This is a genomic window from Citrobacter sp. Cpo109, assembly GCF_030332565.1.
GTDB lineage: Bacteria > Pseudomonadota > Gammaproteobacteria > Enterobacterales > Enterobacteriaceae > Citrobacter > Citrobacter portucalensis.
Genome location: NZ_JAOWHQ010000057.1, coordinates 79,018 through 99,067, shown reverse-complemented (window position 1 = coordinate 99,067; position 20,050 = coordinate 79,018). Strand labels below are relative to the sequence as shown.

The 20,050-nt window shown below is 52.4% G+C and carries 18 protein-coding genes; 3 read left to right on the top strand and 15 right to left on the bottom strand.

Annotated elements, in window-relative coordinates:
• Position 1: 1 nt before the first annotated feature.
• The 9 genes from pabC to yceD form a co-directional block, all read right to left on the bottom strand.
• Positions 2–811 carry an aminodeoxychorismate lyase gene (gene pabC, locus OGY71_RS11250; RefSeq protein ID WP_063941429.1) on the bottom strand — a complete coding sequence of 270 codons (810 nt, stop codon included), beginning with the start codon at positions 809–811 and terminating at the stop codon, positions 2–4.
• A 135-nt stretch (positions 812–946) separates the two neighbouring features.
• Complete coding sequence (fabF, locus tag OGY71_RS11245; protein ID WP_003036260.1) at positions 947–2,188, bottom strand: beta-ketoacyl-ACP synthase II; 1,242 nt, start codon at positions 2,186–2,188, stop codon at positions 947–949.
• Positions 2,189–2,273: 85 nt separating this feature from the next.
• Positions 2,274–2,510, bottom strand: coding sequence for an acyl carrier protein (gene acpP / locus OGY71_RS11240; protein ID WP_000103754.1), 237 nt, complete (start codon positions 2,508–2,510; stop codon positions 2,274–2,276).
• A gap of 154 nt (positions 2,511–2,664) precedes the next feature.
• A complete protein-coding gene (gene fabG / locus OGY71_RS11235) occupies positions 2,665–3,399 on the bottom strand; it encodes a 3-oxoacyl-ACP reductase FabG (RefSeq protein ID WP_003036255.1) in 735 nt (244 codons plus the stop codon).
• A 12-nt stretch (positions 3,400–3,411) separates the two neighbouring features.
• Positions 3,412–4,341 carry an ACP S-malonyltransferase gene (gene fabD / locus OGY71_RS11230; RefSeq protein ID WP_063941428.1) on the bottom strand — a complete coding sequence of 310 codons (930 nt, stop codon included), beginning with the start codon at positions 4,339–4,341 and terminating at the stop codon, positions 3,412–3,414.
• Positions 4,342–4,356: 15 nt separating this feature from the next.
• Positions 4,357–5,310: a beta-ketoacyl-ACP synthase III gene (gene fabH, locus OGY71_RS11225; RefSeq protein ID WP_003832181.1), complete on the bottom strand. Its 954-nt coding sequence runs from the start codon at positions 5,308–5,310 to the stop codon at positions 4,357–4,359.
• A gap of 77 nt (positions 5,311–5,387) precedes the next feature.
• Complete coding sequence (gene plsX / locus OGY71_RS11220) at positions 5,388–6,467, bottom strand: phosphate acyltransferase PlsX (protein WP_286613321.1); 1,080 nt, start codon at positions 6,465–6,467, stop codon at positions 5,388–5,390.
• A 123-nt stretch (positions 6,468–6,590) separates the two neighbouring features.
• Positions 6,591–6,764: a 50S ribosomal protein L32 gene (rpmF, locus tag OGY71_RS11215; protein ID WP_003036242.1), complete on the bottom strand. Its 174-nt coding sequence runs from the start codon at positions 6,762–6,764 to the stop codon at positions 6,591–6,593.
• Between the two features lie 16 nt (positions 6,765–6,780).
• Positions 6,781–7,302 carry a 23S rRNA accumulation protein YceD gene (yceD, locus tag OGY71_RS11210; RefSeq protein ID WP_003036239.1) on the bottom strand — a complete coding sequence of 174 codons (522 nt, stop codon included), beginning with the start codon at positions 7,300–7,302 and terminating at the stop codon, positions 6,781–6,783.
• A gap of 197 nt (positions 7,303–7,499) precedes the next feature.
• Between yceD and OGY71_RS11205 the strand changes: the two genes are divergently transcribed.
• Positions 7,500–8,084 carry a Maf family protein gene (locus tag OGY71_RS11205; RefSeq protein WP_003832177.1) on the top strand — a complete coding sequence of 195 codons (585 nt, stop codon included), beginning with the start codon at positions 7,500–7,502 and terminating at the stop codon, positions 8,082–8,084.
• Positions 8,085–8,166: 82 nt separating this feature from the next.
• On the opposite strand, the gene rluC is transcribed toward OGY71_RS11205, so the two are convergent.
• On the bottom strand, positions 8,167–9,120 hold the full coding sequence (gene rluC, locus OGY71_RS11200; RefSeq protein WP_003036228.1) for a 23S rRNA pseudouridine(955/2504/2580) synthase RluC: 954 nt from the start codon (positions 9,118–9,120) through the stop codon (positions 8,167–8,169).
• Between the two features lie 574 nt (positions 9,121–9,694).
• Between rluC and rne the strand changes: the two genes are divergently transcribed.
• Complete coding sequence (gene rne, locus OGY71_RS11195) at positions 9,695–12,958, top strand: ribonuclease E (protein ID WP_149335831.1); 3,264 nt, start codon at positions 9,695–9,697, stop codon at positions 12,956–12,958.
• Positions 12,959–12,998: 40 nt separating this feature from the next.
• On the opposite strand, the gene OGY71_RS11190 is transcribed toward rne, so the two are convergent.
• Positions 12,999–14,024 (bottom strand): LysR family transcriptional regulator, encoded by a 1,026-nt coding sequence (locus OGY71_RS11190; RefSeq protein WP_286613318.1) that lies wholly within the window; start codon positions 14,022–14,024, stop codon positions 12,999–13,001.
• 21 nt (positions 14,025–14,045) lie between these two features.
• Between OGY71_RS11190 and OGY71_RS11185 the strand changes: the two genes are divergently transcribed.
• Complete coding sequence (locus tag OGY71_RS11185) at positions 14,046–15,245, top strand: MFS transporter (protein ID WP_100272646.1); 1,200 nt, start codon at positions 14,046–14,048, stop codon at positions 15,243–15,245.
• 78 nt (positions 15,246–15,323) lie between these two features.
• On the opposite strand, the gene flgL is transcribed toward OGY71_RS11185, so the two are convergent.
• From flgL to OGY71_RS11165, 4 genes are all read right to left on the bottom strand, one after another.
• Positions 15,324–16,277, bottom strand: coding sequence for a flagellar hook-associated protein FlgL (flgL, locus tag OGY71_RS11180; RefSeq protein ID WP_032942958.1), 954 nt, complete (start codon positions 16,275–16,277; stop codon positions 15,324–15,326).
• Positions 16,278–16,291: 14 nt separating this feature from the next.
• Positions 16,292–17,950, bottom strand: coding sequence for a flagellar hook-associated protein FlgK (gene flgK / locus OGY71_RS11175; protein ID WP_003832167.1), 1,659 nt, complete (start codon positions 17,948–17,950; stop codon positions 16,292–16,294).
• A 64-nt stretch (positions 17,951–18,014) separates the two neighbouring features.
• Complete coding sequence (gene flgJ, locus OGY71_RS11170; protein WP_286613316.1) at positions 18,015–18,965, bottom strand: flagellar assembly peptidoglycan hydrolase FlgJ; 951 nt, start codon at positions 18,963–18,965, stop codon at positions 18,015–18,017.
• The gene (locus OGY71_RS11165; RefSeq protein WP_032934416.1) at positions 18,965–20,041 is read right to left on the bottom strand and encodes a flagellar basal body P-ring protein FlgI; all 1,077 of its coding nucleotides are present in this window, start codon (positions 20,039–20,041) and stop codon (positions 18,965–18,967) included. Before OGY71_RS11165 ends, flgJ begins: the two co-directional genes overlap by 1 nt.
• Positions 20,042–20,050 lie beyond the last annotated feature (9 nt).

The window sequence follows — 20,050 nt, the reverse complement described above, 5'->3', positions numbered from 1 at the left end:
ACTAATTCGGGTGCTCACAAAGTGGGGCTAAATAATCGAATAACAAACGTGAAGACAACAACGTGTCGCCACAGGCACGCACGGGAATAATGGGCATTAACGCATTACAGACGACGATTTCATCAGCCTGCATTACCTCCTCCAACCCGGCATACACTTCGACAATACTGAATGGCGATTGTGCCAGCATCCGGATACAGAATTGTCGCATAATACCGTTCACTCCGGCCTGATCCAGCCGGGGCGTGTAAACCACATCGCCTTTACGCCAGAACAAATTAGCCGCACAGCATTCCGTAACCCATCCCTCGCTGTCAAGAACCAGCGCTTCATCGGCGTCCGTCTGTTCAAGATGAGAGCGAATCAACACCTGCTCCAGTCGATTCAGGTGTTTAAGCCCGGCAAGCAGTGGATTACGTCCCAGCCGCACTGGGCTTAGCGCCAGCGTAATGCCTTCTTGCCGCCAACGATCGTAATGATCGGGCCAGGCTGAAACGGAGAGGATGCGTGTGGCACTATGACAATTTTTGCCACTGTAACCCCGGCCTCCACTGCCACGGCTGATAATCACTTTCAACACACCGCGTACGTGCCCTTTCGCCAGCATTTTCATTTCATTTTGCAGCTCGGACCAATCTTCAAAAGAGATCAGCAGTTTTTGGCAAGCGTCTTGTAAACGCTCAAGATGCGCTGCAAAGAGAGGGATTTCACCGTCGATAATACAGGCAGTGGTAAAACAGCCATCACCAAATTGGGCCGCTCGATCGCTTGCGGCCAGCATATCTTGCTCGCAGCCATTAATTAAGAACATGGTGGCTCCTTATTTCTGGTCCGCTAGTTTGGCAGGATGAGTAACACAGGACAAGGGCGGAAAACCGAATAAAAAAAGGCCCGACAAGCGGACCTTTTCAATTTGCTATCGATGCTAGCGCATCACCTGACGGACTTAAATCTTTTTAAAGATCAAAGATCCGTTGGTACCACCGAAGCCAAAGGAGTTACACAGCGCATACTCCAGACCACTAACCTGACGCGCTTCGTGAGGTACGAAGTCCAGGTCACAACCTTCATCCGGGTTATCCAGGTTGATGGTTGGCGGAATAGCCTGATCGCGCAGCGCCAGGATAGAGAAAATAGACTCTACCGCGCCCGCCGCACCCAACAGGTGTCCGGTCATGGATTTGGTGGAGCTTACCATCACACGGCTTGCCGCATCGCCAAAGACAGATTTCACTGCCTGGGTTTCAGCTTTATCGCCTGCAGGCGTAGACGTACCATGTGCGTTGACATAGCCGATCTGACCCGCTTCAATAGCCGCATCGCGCAGTGCGTTGACCATTGCCAGCGCAGCGCCTGCACCGTTTTCCGGTGGCGACGTCATGTGGTAAGCATCGCTGCTCATACCGAAGCCAACGACTTCAGCATAGATTTTTGCACCGCGCGCTTTTGCATGCTCGTACTCTTCCAGTACCACCATGCCAGCGCCGTCGCCCAGCACAAAGCCGTCACGCTCTTTGTCCCACGGGCGGCTTGCCGCTTGCGGGTTATCATTACGCGTAGACAGTGCACGTGCCGCGCCAAAGCCACCCACACCCAACGGCGTACTGGCTTTTTCAGCACCACCCGCAACCATCGCGTCTGCATCGCCGTATGCAATGATACGTGCGGCATGACCGATGTTATGCACGCCTGAAGTACAGGCGGTCGCGATGGAGATGCTTGGCCCTTGCAGGCCGTACATGATGGTCAGGTGACCAGCCACCATGTTAACAATCGTCGACGGAACGAAGAACGGGCTGATCTTACGCGGTCCACCGTTTACCAGTGAGGTATGGTTTTCTTCGATAAGACCGAGACCGCCAATACCAGAGCCGATAGCGGCGCCAATACGATGAGCGTTCTCTTCCGTAATTTCGAGGCCAGAATCCTGCATGGCCTGAACGCCAGCGACAATTCCATATTGAATGAAGGCATCCATCTTGCGCTGTTCTTTGCGCGAGATAATGTCTTCACAGTTAAAATCCTTTACTAAGCCAGCAAATTTCGTTGCATAGGCGCTAGTATCGAAATGGTCGATCAGGCTGATGCCACTCTGACCGGCAAGGAGAGCTTTCCAGGTAGACTCTACGGTATTGCCGACAGGAGACAACATGCCCAGTCCGGTCACAACTACACGACGCTTAGACACGGTTGTCCTCCAGGGAGGGAAAATAATTCAAGTGGGATAAAAAGATAAAACTCAGGCGGTCGAATGACCGCCTGGAGATGTTCACTTACGCCTGGTGGCCGTTGATGTAATCAATGGCAGCCTGAACGGTAGTGATTTTCTCAGCTTCTTCGTCCGGAATCTCAGTATCAAACTCTTCTTCCAGAGCCATTACCAGCTCAACGGTGTCAAGAGAATCTGCGCCCAGGTCTTCAACGAAGGAAGCATTGTTGGTTACTTCTTCCTGCTTAACGCCCAGCTGTTCGCCGATAATTTTCTTAACGCGTTCTTCGATAGTGCTCATACTCTTAAATTTCCTATCAAAACTCGCTTTCGCGATGGTTTTCGTAGTGTATAAAATGTTGAAAAATTTGCAACTAAATCCCGGCAGGTCTTACCACGATTTTACGTTATTTTGAGGCCAAGACCTACAATAACGCAAATATTTTTCATCGTGGTTAAACCATGTACATCCCGCCGTTGACGTGCAAAGTCTCACCTGTGATGTAACTTGCTTCGTCAGAAGCTAAAAATGCAACCGCACTGGCGATTTCCTGAGCGCCGCCGAGGCGACCCGCAGGAACCTGCGCCAGAATACCCGCACGCTGATCATCAGACAGCGCACGCGTCATGTCCGTTTCAATAAAGCCCGGAGCAACAACGTTTACAGTAATGCCACGAGACGCAACTTCGCGCGCCAGTGATTTACTGAAGCCGATCAGACCCGCTTTCGCCGCAGCGTAGTTAGCCTGACCCGCATTTCCCATGGTACCAACCACAGAACCGATAGTGATAATACGCCCATGACGCTTTTTCATCATAGCTCGCATTACCGCTTTTGACAGACGGAAAACAGATGACAGGTTGGTTTCGATGATATCGTTCCACTCGTCATCTTTCATGCGCATTAACAGGTTATCACGAGTAATCCCGGCATTATTGACCAGGATATCGACTTCACCAAATTCTGCGCGAATATTTTCCAGAACAGATTCGATAGATGCCGGATCGGTCACATTCAACATCAGACCTTTACCATTTGCACCTAAGTAATCGCTAATGGCCTGCGCGCCGCTTTCGCTGGTAGCAGTACCGATAACTTTCGCGCCACGGGCAACGAGTGTCTCAGCAATTGCGCGGCCAATGCCACGGCTTGCACCGGTAACCAGCGCGATTTTTCCTTCAAAACTCATGGTCTTCCTCTTTTATTGCTCTAGCGCCGCAGACAGTGCCGCCGGCTCATTCAGTGCCGAAGCAGTCAGGGTGTCAACAATACGTTTCGTCAGACCGGTCAGAACTTTACCCGGACCGACTTCATACAGGTGCTCTACGCCCTGGGATGCCATAAATTCAACGGTTTTAGTCCACTGAACCGGGCTATACAGCTGACGAACCAGCGCATCGCGAATTGCGTCTGCCGTAGTTTCACACTTCACATCAACGTTGTTCACAACCGGAACAGTCGGTGCGTTAAAGGTGATTTTCTGCAGCTCAACGGCCAGTTTCTCAGCAGCAGGCTTCATCAGCGCGCAGTGAGAAGGAACGCTGACCGGCAGCGGCAGCGCACGCTTAGCGCCCGCGGCTTTACAGGCAGCACCAGCACGTTCTACGGCTTCTTTATGCCCGGCAATAACCACCTGACCCGGTGAGTTAAAGTTTACCGGTGAAACCACCTGGCCTTCGGCAGACTCTTCGCACGCTTTAGCGATAGCGGTATCGTCCAGACCGATAATAGCAGACATGCCGCCAGTGCCTTCCGGAACCGCTTCCTGCATGAATTTGCCACGCAGTTCAACCAGACGTACGGCATCGGCAAAACCGATAACACCCGCACATACCAGCGCAGAATATTCGCCCAGGCTGTGACCCGCCATCAGCGCAGGTGTTTTACCCCCCTGCTGCTGCCATACGCGATAAAGCGCAACGGATGCGGTCAACAGCGCGGGCTGCGTCTGCCAGGTTTTATTCAGTTCTTCAGCCGGACCTTGCTGAGTCAACGCCCACAGATCATAGCCCAGTGCAGCTGATGCTTCAGCAAATGTTTCTTCAACAATTGGGTAGGTTGCTGCCATTTCAGACAACATCCCAACGGTCTGGGAACCCTGCCCCGGAAACACAAATGCAAATTGCGTCATGTTTAAATCCTTATACTAGAAACGAACCAGCGCGGAGCCCCAGGTGAATCCACCCCCGAAGGCTTCAAGCAATATCAACTGCCCAGCTTTAATACGCCCGTCGCGGACGGCTTCGTCCAGCGCGCACGGTACGGAGGCAGCAGAGGTATTACCATGTCTGTCGAGCGTCACGACAACATTATCCATCGACATACCCAGCTTTTTAGCTGTCGCGCTGATAATGCGCAGGTTAGCCTGATGCGGCACCAGCCAGTCCAGCGCAGAACGGTCGAGATTATTGGCTTCCAGCGTTTCATCAACGATGTGCGCAAGCTCGGTCACCGCGACTTTAAATACTTCGTTACCCGCCATCGTCAGGTGGATCGGGTTTTCCGGGTTCACGCGATCGGCGTTAGGCAGCGTCAACAGTTCGCCGTAGCGACCGTCAGCGTGCAGATGCGTGGAGAGAATGCCTGGCTCTTCTGATGCGCTCAGTACAACCGCACCAGCCCCATCACCGAAAATGATGATCGTTCCGCGATCGGTTGGATCGCAGGTACGGGCCAGGACATCTGAGCCAACGACCAGAGCATGCTTAACTGCGCCAGATTTAACGTACTGGTCGGCAACGCTCAGGGCGTAAGTGAAGCCAGCACAAGCGGCTGCAACGTCAAACGCCGGACAGCCTTTGATCCCCAGCATACTTTGGATCTGGCACGCCGCGCTTGGAAATGCGTGAGTGGATGATGTGGTAGCAACCACAATCAGACCAATTTGTTCTTTGTCGATGCCCGCCATTTCAATCGCACGGTTTGCGGCGGCAAAGCCCATCGTCGCAACTGTTTCATTTGGCGCTGCAATATGGCGTTCACGGATGCCTGTACGAGTGACGATCCACTCATCAGATGTCTCAACCATTTTTTCCAAATCGGCGTTAGTACGCACTTGTTCAGGCAGATAGCTGCCAGTACCAATAATCTTCGTATACATGTACGCTCAGTCACTTTTTGGTTATATACCGCTACGAGCAAATCGCTGATACGCTGACAGCATGCACAAACGCACCGTTATCTGTGTGCTCGTGAGTTTGTGCTTTCGCCACCGTCCAGCAGTTCGAATCCAGCTGGGTATACAGATTCCAGGCGAGCGGCAATTCGCTGAGGAACTTGTCGCTGCACCGCCTGCACTGCCTGTTCAATCGCGACTTCAAATGCTCGCTGATTGGCCGCACCATGACTCTTAATCACCGTGCCGCGCAATCCTAACAGACAGGCGCCATTATACTGGTCGGGGTTGAGGTGACTAAATCGCCTTGTCAGGCTTTTTTGTAACCAACGTTTTAATAACAGAAGCCACCACGACCGTTTTTTGCCCTCACCCTGAGATTTCAGCAGTGAAAGGAACATTCTGACAACACCTTCCATCGTCTTTAATGTGACATTACCTGTAAAACCGTCACAGACCAACACATCGGTTTTGCCAGTCAGTAACTCATTGGCTTCAAGATAGCCGATATAATTAATGGAAGGGATCGTTTTTAGCACAGCTGAAGCATCTCGAATACTGTCGAGACCTTTCGTTTCTTCTTCGCCGATGTTGAGTAACGCTACGCGAGGATTGGCAATGCCAACAACCTCTTCTGCCAGCACGGAACCCATGACGGCAAATTGCACCAACATCGTGCTATCACAATCTACGTTGGCGCCCAAATCCAGCACCACCGTTTTGCCCTTTTGCTGATGGGGTAACACCGTCACCAACGCAGGACGCTCAATCCCCTCAAGAGGTTTGAGCAATAACTTCGCAAGTCCCATGAGTGCGCCCGTATTACCGGCGCTGACACAAGCTTGTGCCTGACCTTCTTTCACGAGCTCCAGGGCAACACGCATTGAGCTTCCACGACTGGCGCGAATAGCTTGCGAGGGCCGGGCATCACTGGCAATAACTGACTGAGCAGGGATAATCTGCAGACGCGAACGTTGTTCGAAGTCAGCTTTGGCAAGTAATGGCGTGATTGTATCGGGATCCCCGACTAAAAGAAGTGTGAGTTGCGAATTAGAATTCAGTGCCTGCAATGCTGCAGGCACTGTCACGGTAGGGCCAAAATCTCCCCCCATGACATCTAACGCCAGGGTTAGACGTGTCAAGGTATCGTCGCTGCCCGGTTAGGTGTTTCCCCAGTCACCCGGGGAAAGCCTCACTAAGCTTCATCACGCGTTCACTCTTTGTCTTTCTCACCAGAAGTGGGAAAGCCATTGAGTCATGCGTGATTACTTAGCGATTACCTTACGGCCACGGTAGAAACCGTCGGCAGTGATGTGGTGACGCAGGTGTTGTTCACCAGAAGTTTTGTCTACAGACAGGCTGGTGACTGCGGTCAGAGCGTCATGAGAACGACGCATGCCACGTTTGGAACGGGTTGGTTTATTCTGTTGTACGGCCATGGACCTTACTCCTCAATTACTTACGCTTTAAGCTGGCTAATACGGCAAATGGGTTTGGTTTTTGCGCTTCATCAGGCAATTCGCCAAAGACCATGTCCGCCTCGGACACTTCACAGTGTTCAGAATCATGCACCGGAACTACCGGCAAGGAGAGGATAATCTCATCTTCAACCATTGCAAGCAGATCGATTTCACCGAATTCGTTAACCTCAATCGGCTCATACGCTTCCGGGAGTGCTTCAGCCTGCTCGTCAGAACGGACAGGACTAAAACAATATGTTGTGTGAACATGAAGTGGGAACGGTTTCCCGCAACGCTGACATTCGAGCGTAACCGATACCTTCGCATCACCGGTTATAACGGCGAGACGCTGGTTATCGATAGCGAACGACATGGAGCATTCCACATCACTGTCCACACTGACTACAGAATCGGCGACGCGCTCAACCAGATCAGAAGTATAGATACCTTCATAATCGAGGCGTTTTTGAGCCGTACGAACCGGATCAAGAGTCAGGGGTAATTTTACCTTTTGCATAGGGCGCGCATATTAACTTTGTAACGTCATATAGTCAAAGAAAAAGGCAGCCTGTGGTTGCCTTTTGCCAATAATTCGCACACATTGCGGGTCATCGACTTAAAATCGGTCAAGACAAGCCACTACAGCCAGCTTGTAGGTCGAAGTCCATAGTTTAAAATGGCTCTCATCAATACGCTATATGCGAGGGAAAAAATATGCCTCAACTTATTCTTGCTTCTACCTCCCCCTGGCGTCGCGCTTTACTCGAAAAACTGGCAATCCCGTTTGAATGCGCAGCGCCAGAGGTTGATGAAACGCCGTTGCCCGGCGAAGCACCACGCCATTTAGTCTTGCGACTGGCGCAGAAAAAAGCGCAATCTCTCGCCCACCGTTACCCATCGCATCTGATTATTGGCTCCGATCAAATTTGTGTTCTTGATGGTGAAATAACCGGCAAACCATTAACTGAAGAAAATGCGCGCCAACAATTACTCAAAGCCCGTGGCAATATTGTGACGTTTTACACTGGACTGGCGCTGTATAATTCTGCGACCGGACATTTACAAACTGAAGTAGAACCTTTTGACGTCCATTTCCGTCATTTAAGCGAGGCGGAAATTGATGATTATCTGCGCAAAGAGCGTCCGCTCCATTGTGCAGGTAGTTTCAAAAGTGAAGGGTTAGGTATTGCACTCTTTGAACGCCTGGAGGGTCGTGACCCAAATACCTTGATCGGTTTGCCGCTTATCGCGTTGTGTCAAATGCTGCGGCGGGAAGAGATGAACCCGTTGAATGCCTGATTGATCTGCCTGATGGCGACGCGATGCGTCTTATCAGGCCTACGGTGCATCACACGATTGTAGGCCTGATAAGCAACGCGCATCAGGCTTTACTGCGTAAAACCTCGAGGCAGCGCTTCAATTGCTTATCCATCGGCGCTTCAATACGCATCACTTCACCCGTTCCCGGATGGGTAAATTTCAACGCTGCGGCGTGCAGGAAAAGCCGATTCAACCCCGTATCCGCCAGTTGCTTATCGAACTCACGGTCACCGTAGCGATCGTCAAAAGCAATTGGATGACCGGCATACTGGGTATGCACACGAATCTGGTGCGTACGTCCGGTCACCGGGCTACAGCGCACAAGCGTGGCAAACGCATAGCGCTCTTCCACTTTAAAACGTGTTTCTGACGGTTTGCCTTCCTGGTTCACCCGCACGATACGCTCGCCGCTTTGCAGAATGTTCTTTAACAGCGGCGCCTGCACGGTTTTGACATGCGACTGCCATTGGCCTCGAACCAGCGCGAGATAGTCTTTCTGCATGCCTTTTTCACGCAGTTGTTCATGCAATGAACGCAAGGCTGAGCGTTTTTTAGCCACCAGCAAAACGCCGGAGGTATCCCGGTCGAGGCGATGCACCAGTTCAAGGAAACGCGCTTCCGGTCGCAACGCACGTAATCCTTCAATGACGCCAAAGCTTAACCCGCTTCCGCCATGTACGGCCGTACCTGAAGGTTTGTTAAGCACCAGAATGTGGTCATCTTCATATAAAATGACGTCGGTCAGCGCCGCGACCTTCTGCAGGTTTGGCGAAATGGCCTCTTCTTCACGTTCAGCAACACGCACAGGTGGAATACGCACAATATCCCCGTCTTCGAGTTTGTACTCGGGTTTAATGCGTTTTTTGTTCACCCGCACTTCGCCTTTACGCAAAATGCGATAAATCATACTTTTTGGCACGCCCTTAAGCTGGGTGCGCAAAAAGTTGTCGATGCGTTGCCCTGCTTCGTCTGCAGTAATGGCAACTGTTTTTACGGCTGGAGTCTCTGTTTTCATGGGGGCCGATTTTAAATAGCCATCAAGATTCGCGCCACACATTTTTCTATGCTTATATTAACTGCTATACCTTATTACTTAAGTTTGACATAGCCGATTTGGTGGTTATTAAAGCAATCACTACGCGGAAGTGAAAAAACTGTGAGTAACCGGGTGATAAATGGCAAAAGTCATCTTGCTATAACAAGGTTAGCAGTGGAATAATGAGGTTGTTTCCGTGTTGAATCTTGTTAAAACAAGAACTTTTCCGGAATGACCCAATTTTGCCCGACCGATCATCAACGCAGCAATGGCGTAAGACGTATTGATCTTTCAGGCAGTTAGCGGGCTGCGGGTTGCAGTCCTTACCGGTAATATGGAAGCTTTTCTGGAGAGTAACACCCAGACTGTTCCCCTGATAATTGCGCTGTGTTTCCGTATGAAATGCAGGCAACCGACACTCTGCGCCTCTTTGAGCTGACGATAACCGTGAGGTTGGCGACGCGAATAGACACGAGGCCATCGGTTCACACCCGGAAAGGCATTACTCTGCCCGCAGCTTAGTCGTCAATGTAAGAATAATGAGTAAGTTACGATGAAAAGAATGTTAATTAACGCAACTCAGCAGGAAGAGTTGCGTGTCGCCCTTGTAGATGGGCAACGTCTGTACGATCTGGATATCGAAAGTCCTGGACACGAACAGAAAAAAGCCAACATCTATAAAGGCAAAATTACCCGTATTGAACCGAGTCTGGAAGCTGCTTTTGTTGATTACGGCGCTGAACGTCACGGTTTCCTCCCGTTAAAAGAAATTGCCCGCGAATACTTCCCCGCTAACTACAACTCCCATGGTCGTCCCAACATTAAAGACGTGTTGCGCGAAGGTCAGGAAGTCATCGTTCAGATCGATAAAGAAGAACGCGGCAATAAAGGCGCTGCGCTGACTACCTTTATCAGCCTGGCGGGTAGTTATCTGGTTCTGATGCCGAACAACCCACGCGCGGGCGGTATCTCCCGTCGCATTGAAGGCGACGACCGTACCGAATTAAAAGAAGCGCTGGCAAGCCTGGAACTGCCTGATGGCATGGGGCTTATCGTGCGTACCGCAGGGGTCGGCAAATCCGCCGAAGCACTGCAGTGGGACCTGAGCTTCCGCCTGAAGCACTGGGAAGCGATTCAAAAAGCCGCTGACAGCCGCCCTGCTCCATTCCTGATCCACCAGGAAAGCAACGTTATCGTTCGCGCTTTCCGTGACTACTTACGTCAGGACATCGGCGAAATCCTTATCGATAACCCGAAAGTGATGGAGATGGCGCGTCAGCACATCGCCGCACTGGGTCGTCCGGATTTCAGCAGCAAAATCAAACTGTACACCGGTGAAATCCCGCTGTTCAGCCACTATCAGATCGAGTCTCAGATTGAATCCGCGTTCCAGCGCGAAGTACGTCTGCCGTCCGGCGGCTCAATCGTTATTGACAGCACAGAGGCACTGACCGCTATCGATATCAACTCCGCACGCGCAACTCGCGGCGGCGACATCGAAGAAACAGCGTTCAACACTAACCTTGAAGCAGCCGATGAAATTGCCCGTCAGCTGCGTCTGCGCGACCTCGGCGGTCTGATTGTAATCGACTTCATTGATATGACGCCGGTTCGCCACCAGCGCGCGGTTGAAAACCGTCTGCGCGAGGCCGTACGCCAGGACAGAGCGCGTATTCAGATCAGTCATATTTCTCGCTTCGGTCTGCTGGAGATGTCTCGTCAGCGTCTGAGCCCGTCTCTGGGTGAATCCAGCCATCACGTGTGCCCGCGTTGTTCCGGCACCGGTACCGTACGTGATAACGAATCTCTGTCGCTGTCTATTCTGCGTCTGATCGAAGAAGAAGCACTGAAAGAAAATACGCAAGAAGTTCACGCTATTGTTCCTGTGCCGATCGCCTCTTACCTGCTCAACGAAAAACGTACCGCGGTTAATGCTATCGAAACGCGTCAGAATGGCGTGCGCTGTGTGATCGTGCCAAACGATCAGATGGAAACCCCGCACTATTCTGTGCTGCGCGTACGTAAAGGGGAAGAAACACCGACCCTGAGCTATCTGCTGCCGAAACTACATGAAGAGGCAATGGCATTGCCGACGGAAGAAGAGTACGTCGAGCGTAAACAGCCTGAGCAACCGGCACTGGCCACCTTCGCCATGCCAGACGTTCCGCCAGCCCCTGCTCTGCAGGAACCTGCCGCGAAAGCCGCCGCACCTAAAGCTGCAGCAGCAACCGCAGCCGTTGCCGCACAGCCCGGTTTGATTAGCCGTTTCTTTGGCGCCCTGAAGTCCATCTTCGGTGGTAGCGAAGAAGTGAAACCGGTTGAACAACCTGCGCCGAAAGCTGAAGAGAAAACCGAACGCCAGCAGGATCGTCGTAAACCGCGTCAGAACAATCGTCGCGACCGTAACGATCGTCGTGATAACCGTGATAATCGCGGTGACCGTGACAACCGTAGCGAACGTTCAGAAAACGGCGAAAACCGTGAAGATAACCGCCGTAACCGTCGTCAGTCCCAGCAGCAAAATGCGGAAGCTCGCGATAACCGCCAGCAAACCACTGATGTTGCAGACAAAGCGAAATCCGGTGATGAACAGCAGGCGCCGCGTCGCGAACGCAACCGCCGTCGTAACGATGACAAGCGTCAGGCTCAGCAGGAAGTTAAAGAGCTGAACCAGGCTGAACAACCTGTGCAAGATACCGAGCAGGAAGAGCGCGTACGTCAGCCTCAAACCCGCCGCAAACAGCGTCAGTTGACTCAGAAAGTTCGTTTCACAGACAGCCCGGCGGTTGAAGCCGAAGTGGCTACTGTTGCTGCAATCGCTGAAACTGCTGTTGCTCAACCAACAGAACAGCCGGTACCAGCACAGCGCACCGAACTGGCGAAAGTTGATCTGCCAGCCGTCGTTGCGACTGAGCAGGAAGACAACAGCGAAGCTCGTGACTCCAACGGTATGCCGCGTCGTTCTCGCCGCTCTCCTCGCCATCTGCGCGTCAGTGGACAGCGTCGTCGTCGTTACCGTGACGAGCGTTATCCGGTTCAGTCGCCGATGCCGCTAACGGTCGCCTGCGCATCTCCAGAATTAGCGTCCGGTAAAGTTTGGATCCGCTACCCTGTTGCACGTCCTCAGGATCAGCAGGTTGAAGAACAGCGCGAACAGGAAATGGTCCAGCAGCAAGCTGCACCTGTCGCCGTAGAGCCTCAGGTTGCTGCCGCTGCCGTTGAACACATTGTGGATGCCCCTGCGCCGGTTGAAGCCGTGCGACCAGAGGTTGTCGTAGCTGAGCCTCAGGCCGCCGTTGTTGAAACCACACAGGTTGAAACCACGCATCCGGAAGTGATTGCGACCCCTGTCGAGGAACAACCGCAAATTATCGCTGCATCTGATGCGCCCGTAGCAGAAGAAATCGCCGCTGAAGCCGAACCTGTGGCTGACGTTGTGACTGTACCGGTTGCCGAAGAGCCTGCAGAGGTTGTTATTCCCCAGCCAGAAGTGGTTGAAGAGATTGCTGAAGTTGTGGAAACAGCGCCAGTTGTTGAAGAGGTTGCAGCGCCGAGAGACGTTGTTGCCGCGCCTGTCGTCGAAACTGAAGTCGTTAAGGCTGAAGTTGTCGCAGCCAGCGCTGATGCTGAACACCTGCACAGCCATGCAACCGCGCCAATGACCCGCGCTCCTGCACCGGAATATGTGCCAGAAGCGCCGCGTCATAGCGACTGGCAGCGTCCGGCATTCGCCTTTGAAGGCAAAGGTGCCGCAGGTGGACACAGCGCAACGCATCAAGCGACTGCGCCAGCAACACGTCCACAGCCTGTTGAGTAAGCCATAATCAATATCAAAGCCGGCCTTCGGGTCGGCTTTTTTATATCTGATCTACGCCTTTCATCCCCGTCAGCTGCGGCATAACATTCTTCATTAGGGCCAGAAACTTGCGTAAGCGGGTCGGATAGTAACGCGCCCATGGATAAACCAAATGTACAGGCAACGGCGCCGCATGCCACTCAGGTAGCAACGCAACCAGACGTCCATTGGCAATATCCTCCGCCACCATCCAGCTTGAAATAATAGTCACTCCCAACCCCGCCAGCGCGGCATTTCTGGCGACATAAATACTGTCGGTACTTAATCTGGGTGAAATATTCAACGTGACTGGCTCATTACGCAATTGGTGCAACAACGAAACGCTATGCTGAAAAAACGTGTTCACGGCAATCCAGGGCAGCGCTGATAACTGCTCAGGATGAGAAAGCTCGCCATATTGCTCCAGCAGTCCTGGACTCGCTACCATACTACGGGGAACTTCAGCCAGTAAAACGGAAACCGTGGCCGGATCCACCTCAGCACCAACCCTGATCGCGCAGTCAATATTATCGCTCAGAAAATCAACGGTTTTATCGTTGAGCATCCACTCTACTGCCAACTGGGGATAGCGCGAAAGAAACTGCAAAAGCGGCTCAAGTAGTTGTTGTTGCCCGAACGCATGCGGTGCGCGGACTCGCAACGTCCCCACCGGTTCATCTTCTGTGACATTAAGTCCATCTTCCAGCGCCAGCCAGGCATCAAGAATCTTCTTAGCATGCTGATAGCCTCTTTCACCATCGTCGGTCAATTTCATCGCATGCGTGGTACGCATAAGCAGTTTCACCCCCAGCAGCGTTTCCAGCGATTGCAGCCGTCTGCTAACGGTCGCCTGCGTCGTCCCTATCTGTTTTGCCGCTGCCGAAAGCGATCCTGCTTCGACAATACGTACAAACGTACGCATCAGCTCCACCCTGTCTATACGCTCATTTTTTATCATATTCAGTTTCATCATACGTTTGACGTATAACTGTTTTACCACTGCGCTCGCTACCGCGCCACTCGCTGAAGGATAAAAATAACCGCACATCCTGTGATTGAGGAATCATTTGTGAACACACATACCGCACTTTCCCGTTGGGTCATTTTTGTTCTGGCAATGGGCGCCGGATTCAGCGTGGCCGCTATCTACTACGCCCAGCCTCTTCTGCCTTTAATGGGTCAGGATCTGGCCTTAAGTCTCACCGGTATGGGGTTGGTCCCGACGCTGACCCAGGCGGGATATGCGTTAGGTATATTGTTTTTATTGCCATTAGGCGATCGTTATGACCGCCGGACATTAATCCTGCTGAAAAGCATCTCTCTTGCCGCGCTGCTGCTGGCCTGTAGCTTTACCGGTCAGTTGCATTCGCTATTACTGGTGAGCCTGCTGATGGGAATGGCGGCAACCATGGCACAAGATATTGTGCCTGCGGCGGCAATACTGGCGCCCGAAGGCAAGCAGGGAAAAACGGTGGGCACAGTGATGACGGGCCTTCTGTTGGGGATTTTACTCTCACGTACCGTCAGTGGACTGGTGGGCGAAGCGTTTGGCTGGCGCGAGATGTACCAACTCGCTGCCGTCAGCATTGCCGTAATTACCGCGATTATGTGGAAAGTACTGCCTCGCTTTACGGTCCATTCCACGTTGAGCTATCCATCATTAATGCTCTCAATGGCGCAACTTTGGCAACGATATTCCACCTTGCGCCGCGCAGCACTGGCACAAGGCTTTCTGTCCATTGCTTTTAGCGCCTTCTGGTCTACGCTGGCGGTAATGTTATCTGAGCATTACCACATGGGTAGCGCTATAGCGGGTGCTTTTGGTATCGCGGGAGCAGCCGGAGCGCTTGCCGCACCGATGGCGGGCCATCTTGCCGATAAAGTGGGTGCGGCAAAAGTGACGCAATTGGGTGCTTTGCTGGTAACGGTATCTTTCGCACTGATGTTTTTGTTACCCGCCCTGCCCGTTCAGGGGCAGTGGCTGCTCATCGCCCTTTCGGCTGTAGGTTTTGATCTCGGATTGCAATCCAGCCTGGTTGCCCACCAGAATCTGGTCTATAGCCTGGAGCCTCTGGCACGAGGACGACTGAACGCTCTGCTGTTTACGATGGTGTTTATCGGTATGGCGCTGGGTTCAGTTCTCGGAAGTCAGGTCTACGCCCTGGCAAATTGGGAAGGTGTCGTTGTGTTGGCTACCTTCAGCAGTGCAATTGCGTTGGTCATAAGACTGACGGGGAACCCGTCGCTTAGTAAGACGTCGGTTGCCTAAAAAAATGCCCGCTCCGGGGTGTTAAAGGAGCGGGCAGACAAACATACCCAGTTTCAAGATATGTTTCAAAACGAGGCGTTAACGATTGAGCTGGAACAACGACATTCCCTGCATATCGGTGAACGCTTTATAGGATGCCTGTAGCGCAGCCTGCTGCATGACATAAGACGAGATCGCGGCGTTCCAGTCAACATCCACCAGATTACTCATCTGCTGAGTTTGGCCTAATGCACGATCGGCGCCCAGTGAATCCAGCGAGCTTAGTTCACTCAGCTGCGTACCTAATTCTGCACGGACGCTCAAAACATTATTGAGTGAATTCTTTAAACCACGGTTGGTTTTATCAATGGCAGCAGCGGCGGTAGCTTTTGCAACGTCATCACCCGCAATAGGGGTTTTGAGCGCATCAATAGCGGTATCCAGCATTTTAAACAGGTTCTTTTCCTGAGTGCCGCCACCAGGTTCCGGTACAGCGTTGCTGGTCAGGTTGGCGAATACTTTATCGCCAGTATGACCAATCACCATGGTTCGGGAGGCATCGACCTGTTGGGTAACGTTTGTTGTACCGCCGCTGTAAGCGCCATCTGCCTGGGCAAACGGTGCGGATTCTGTTTTATATCCACCGAAAATATAGCGACCATTACCGTCGGTACTGTTTGCCAGGTTCATCAGCTGATCGCGGATCCCCTGTAGGTCGGTGGCCAGCGATGCACGGTCGTCATCACTTAACGTTCCGTTCCCGGCATAAACGATTTTTTCCTGTGCAGCCTGAATTGCCGTCGTCACCTGGCTCAGAACATTCTCTTCCAGCGACACCTTTTGCGTCGCGAATGAGCGTGCCAGCGTATATTGGCTGTTCTGCGCCTGAGCCTGAGAAAGTACCACGGCCTGCGAGGCGGCAATCGGATCGTCTGATGGGTTGATCACGCGTTTGCCCGTTGACATCTGCTCACCAAACTTCATCCATTCAGCCTGAGAGTTAGTGATGCCACGCATATTCTGCTGGTACATCATCTGGGTGCTGATACGCATTGTGTCCCTCTCCCTTAGCGGATATTAATCAGTGCATCAAACAACGCATTCGCGGTCTGCAGCACTTGAGCGTTAGCCAGGTAATACTGCTGAAAACGCTGTAAATTACCGTACTCTTCGTCGAGGTTAACGCCGGAAATAGACTGTTGCTGCCGGTAAAGCTGTGTCACCACGTTGTTCTGGGTGGTGGCGCTGGTTTTCAGCGTAGCGGTTTTGTTCCCGACATCGCTTACCAGCGTGGCATATGCATCGTTGAAGGTCTTATTGCCGACAGTCGCTTTGGTTTGCAGATCTAACAGTTTCTGACCGTTACGGTTGTCGCTCTTGCCTTTATCGATGGTGGGGTCCGTATCATTTTTAGACACTTGAGCCATGGCGATTTTCGACTCATCGGTCACCATAACTTTCATATCAACGATAGCGTTACTCACGGGTTTTACAGTAAAACTGTCATTAGCTTTCGCGCCAGCATTAACGGTGATTTCCATCCCGTCAAAGGACATTTTTCCACCGGTAACGGTGGCTTTGAAACTGGTATTATCCGCCAGGCGAGTAACCTGCCAGTCCTTCCCATCAAAAACGATTTTATAATCTGTCGCCTGCACGGCGGAGCTGTCAGTGATCTTAGCGCTTAACGATCCTGTACCCGTATTTTTCGCGTTGTTGAAGACTTCCGGGCTGCCGATAGCAAAGAAATCCTTACCCTGATCGCCGTTGGCATCAAAACCTTCTTTATGCTGGGTGTTAAACGCATCGGCAAATGCAAGCGCCAGTTGGCCGAGGGTATTACGCGTCTGATCCAGCTCCTGAGAACGGAAGGTGAGCAGTCCGCCCAGTGAACCGGTATTCAGCAGTTTCTCCGGAATTTCAACAGCTCCGGCAACGCCATCAACGTAGGCCACAGTTGTACGATTAGGATCATCGCTGGAAGGCACTGCTGCCAGTTGGCGTGCATTGCTACCCTGTACCAGCGAATAACCGTTCGCCATGGTCAGGTTGTAAGTGCCACCATCCTGAACGCTGACTTCAACACCGACAATCTGATTCAATTCACTGACCAACTGATCGCGCTGGTCGAGCAGGTCGTTAGGAGACGCACCTGCGCCGACGCCTGTCATACGAGAAATCTGGTCGTTGAGGCTGGCAATTTGTTTCGAATAGTTGTTGATCTGATCAACGCTGGCTTTAATCGCGGTATTGACCTGCTTATCCTGATCGCGCAGATACTGGTCGGTCGTTTTAAACTGATTTACCAACCCATCAGCTTTACCGATTAGCGCCTGGCGTGCCGCCGGATCTTCGGCGTTGCTGACCAGCGTTTGCAGGCTGGTAAAAAAGTCCTGCATGGAGGTCGAAATAGAACTGGTTTTGCTGGAGAGCAGATTGTCGATTTTTGACATTTGCTCATATCGTGTCGTCAGACCGCTGCTCTGGTTCTGCGCTGCTCGCAACTGGTTAGTGATAAAGGAGTCATATTCACGTTGTACACCAGAAACATAGACACCATTGCCTACCCAGCCCCCCGCACCCAGCGTGCTGTTCGCTTGCGCCATAATTGTCGTCTGTCGGGTATATCCGGCAACGTTATAGCTGGAGATGTTGTTACTGGCAGTATTCAACGCGGCCTGCGCTGCGCTGAGTCCACTCATCGCGTTATTAATCAAGCTGGACATGGAGGTTCCTTGTAATCCTTCAATACTCGTTATTATCGGCAGCAGGTCGGTAGACTTGAGCTATTTAAAAGAGATTATCGATGTTCGTGCTGTAGGTTTTGCTCACTTTTTCACTCATCGATTTCAACTGCTGGATCATGCTGGTTAATTTTCGCGCATAGTTAGGGTCCGTGGCGTAACCCGCATTTTGCAATGCCTGCGCCCCTTGCTCGGCGGTCGCGGCAGCGGTCACTGCCGCATAGCGCGGGTTACGTGATATCAGACCGACATAATCCGACAACGCCTCAAGGTAAGAGTTATAGACGCGGAATCTGGCTTTCACCTTTTTCGCCTCACCGTTCTCATATTCAGTCGTGGTGATTTCAGTGGTTGGACCTTTCCAGCTTCCCGAAGCCTTCACGCCAAAAATGTTAAAGCTCGGCTCACCGTTCTCACGGCGAATTTGTCGCTGCCCCCATCCGGATTCCAGCGCCGCCTGTGCCAGAATAAGATGATGCGGGACCCCGCTTTGCTGGCTGGCCAGCTTAGCCGGCAGCGATAGCTGGGCGAGGAAATCTTTGCTGTCACCTGACAGTGGCTCATCATTGCTTTCTGTCGCCCGAGGGATGGCTTTGCGGACCAGTTGCGTCAGTGCCTGATTTTGATAGCTGGTCACCGTTTCCAGTGAAAACTTCATCGGCACCTGCGGCGCGTCATCCGCAGGTTGCGCTTGCCCTTCAGTCATCTGCTTGACCATCATTTCAGCCAGCCCCAGACCTTTGCCTGCGGTCATTTGCTGCGCAATTTGTTGGTCATACATACTGGTATACAAGCGCGTTGAATCGCTGCTAAAGACGCCATCTTTCGGCAGCGCTTCACGCATGCTTTTCAGCATCATCTGCACGAACATCCCTTCAACCTGACGGGCGACCGGACGGATATTCGCCGCCGGGTCCTGACCCGCTTTCGCTTTCAGTTCGTTCAGTGATTGCGCATCCCAGGCAGCGCTGGTCAGCAGTTTGCTGTCACCAATCATTAGATGATTTCCAGTTTGGCGCGTAAGCAACCCGCGCTCTGCATCGATTGCAGAATGGACATCAGATCCATCGGCGTTGCCCCCAGTGCATTCAGCGCACGCACCACATTGTTCAGGTTGGCGCTGGAACGCACGCTTTGCAGTGAACCACCGCTTTGGCGCAGGTCAATCTGGGTTTGTGGCGTCACCACGGTTTGTCCACCGCCAAACGGTGTGTCCGGTTGGCTGACGTTCGCCTGGCGGTTCACCGTAATCGACAAGTTGCCTTGTGCCACGGCACAGCTATCCAGCGTCACTTCGCGGTTCATGACAACAGATCCGGTGCGCGAGTTGATAATCACTTTCGCATCCTGCGGCGTGACGTTCACCTCAATATTCTGGATATCAGCGAGGAAACGCACCTGCGAGCTGTTGCCGCTTGGCACACGCACCTGAATGGTTCGGGCATCCAACGCCGTTGCGCTACCAAAGCCACGCGAGCGGTTGATGGTGTCGGTAATCTGCTGCGCCATCGTGAAATCTTCATTATTGAGCTGCAGATTAATGGTGTTACCACCGCCGAACTGGCTGGGTAATTCACGTTCGATAATCGCACCGTTGGTAATGCGTCCACCATTGAGCTGGTTAACCTGTACGCTACTACCACCTGCAGCCGCGCCCGCACCACCCACCAAAATATTCCCCTGAGCCAGCGCATATACCTGACTATCGACCCCTTTTAACGGGGTCATCAGCAGCGTACCGCCGCGCAGGCTTTTGGCATTCCCCATAGAGGAGACCACTACGTCGATGGTTTGTCCCTGACGACCAAATGCAGGAAATGACGCGGTAACCATCACCGCCGCCACGTTTTTCAGCTGCATATTGGTGCCAGTTGGCACGGTTATCCCCAACTGCGAAAGCATGTTATTGAGCGTTTGCGTCGTAAACGGCGTCTGTGTGGTCTGGTCACCCGTACCATCCAGACCGACTACCAGCCCATAACCTATCAACGAGTTTTCCCGCACGCCCTGAACGCTGGTCAGGTCACGAATACGGTCAGCATGCGCAAAGGTGGTTATCAGCACCAGTACCATTCCAACAAA

Excerpts from the sequence above, each read along its gene's own strand:
- pabC (WP_063941429.1), bottom strand. The coding sequence starts at position 811 with ATGTTCTTAATTAATGGCTGCGAGCAAGATATGCTGGCCGCAAGCGAT.
- acpP (WP_000103754.1), bottom strand. The coding sequence starts at position 2,510 with ATGAGCACTATCGAAGAACGCGTTAAGAAAATTATCGGCGAACAGCTG.
- fabG (WP_003036255.1), bottom strand. The coding sequence starts at position 3,399 with ATGAGTTTTGAAGGAAAAATCGCGCTGGTTACCGGTGCAAGCCGTGGC.
- fabD (WP_063941428.1), bottom strand. The coding sequence starts at position 4,341 with ATGACGCAATTTGCATTTGTGTTTCCGGGGCAGGGTTCCCAGACCGTT.
- fabH (WP_003832181.1), bottom strand. The coding sequence starts at position 5,310 with ATGTATACGAAGATTATTGGTACTGGCAGCTATCTGCCTGAACAAGTG.
- rpmF (WP_003036242.1), bottom strand. The coding sequence starts at position 6,764 with ATGGCCGTACAACAGAATAAACCAACCCGTTCCAAACGTGGCATGCGT.
- yceD (WP_003036239.1), bottom strand. The coding sequence starts at position 7,302 with ATGCAAAAGGTAAAATTACCCCTGACTCTTGATCCGGTTCGTACGGCT.
- OGY71_RS11205 (WP_003832177.1), top strand. The coding sequence starts at position 7,500 with ATGCCTCAACTTATTCTTGCTTCTACCTCCCCCTGGCGTCGCGCTTTA.
- rluC (WP_003036228.1), bottom strand. The coding sequence starts at position 9,120 with ATGAAAACAGAGACTCCAGCCGTAAAAACAGTTGCCATTACTGCAGAC.
- rne (WP_149335831.1), top strand. The coding sequence starts at position 9,695 with ATGAAAAGAATGTTAATTAACGCAACTCAGCAGGAAGAGTTGCGTGTC.
- OGY71_RS11190 (WP_286613318.1), bottom strand. The coding sequence starts at position 14,024 with ATGTGCGGTTATTTTTATCCTTCAGCGAGTGGCGCGGTAGCGAGCGCA.
- flgL (WP_032942958.1), bottom strand. The coding sequence starts at position 16,277 with ATGCGTATCAGCACCCAGATGATGTACCAGCAGAATATGCGTGGCATC.
- flgK (WP_003832167.1), bottom strand. The coding sequence starts at position 17,950 with ATGTCCAGCTTGATTAATAACGCGATGAGTGGACTCAGCGCAGCGCAG.
- flgJ (WP_286613316.1), bottom strand. The coding sequence starts at position 18,965 with ATGATTGGTGACAGCAAACTGCTGACCAGCGCTGCCTGGGATGCGCAA.
- OGY71_RS11165 (WP_032934416.1), bottom strand. The coding sequence starts at position 20,041 with ATGGTACTGGTGCTGATAACCACCTTTGCGCATGCTGACCGTATTCGT.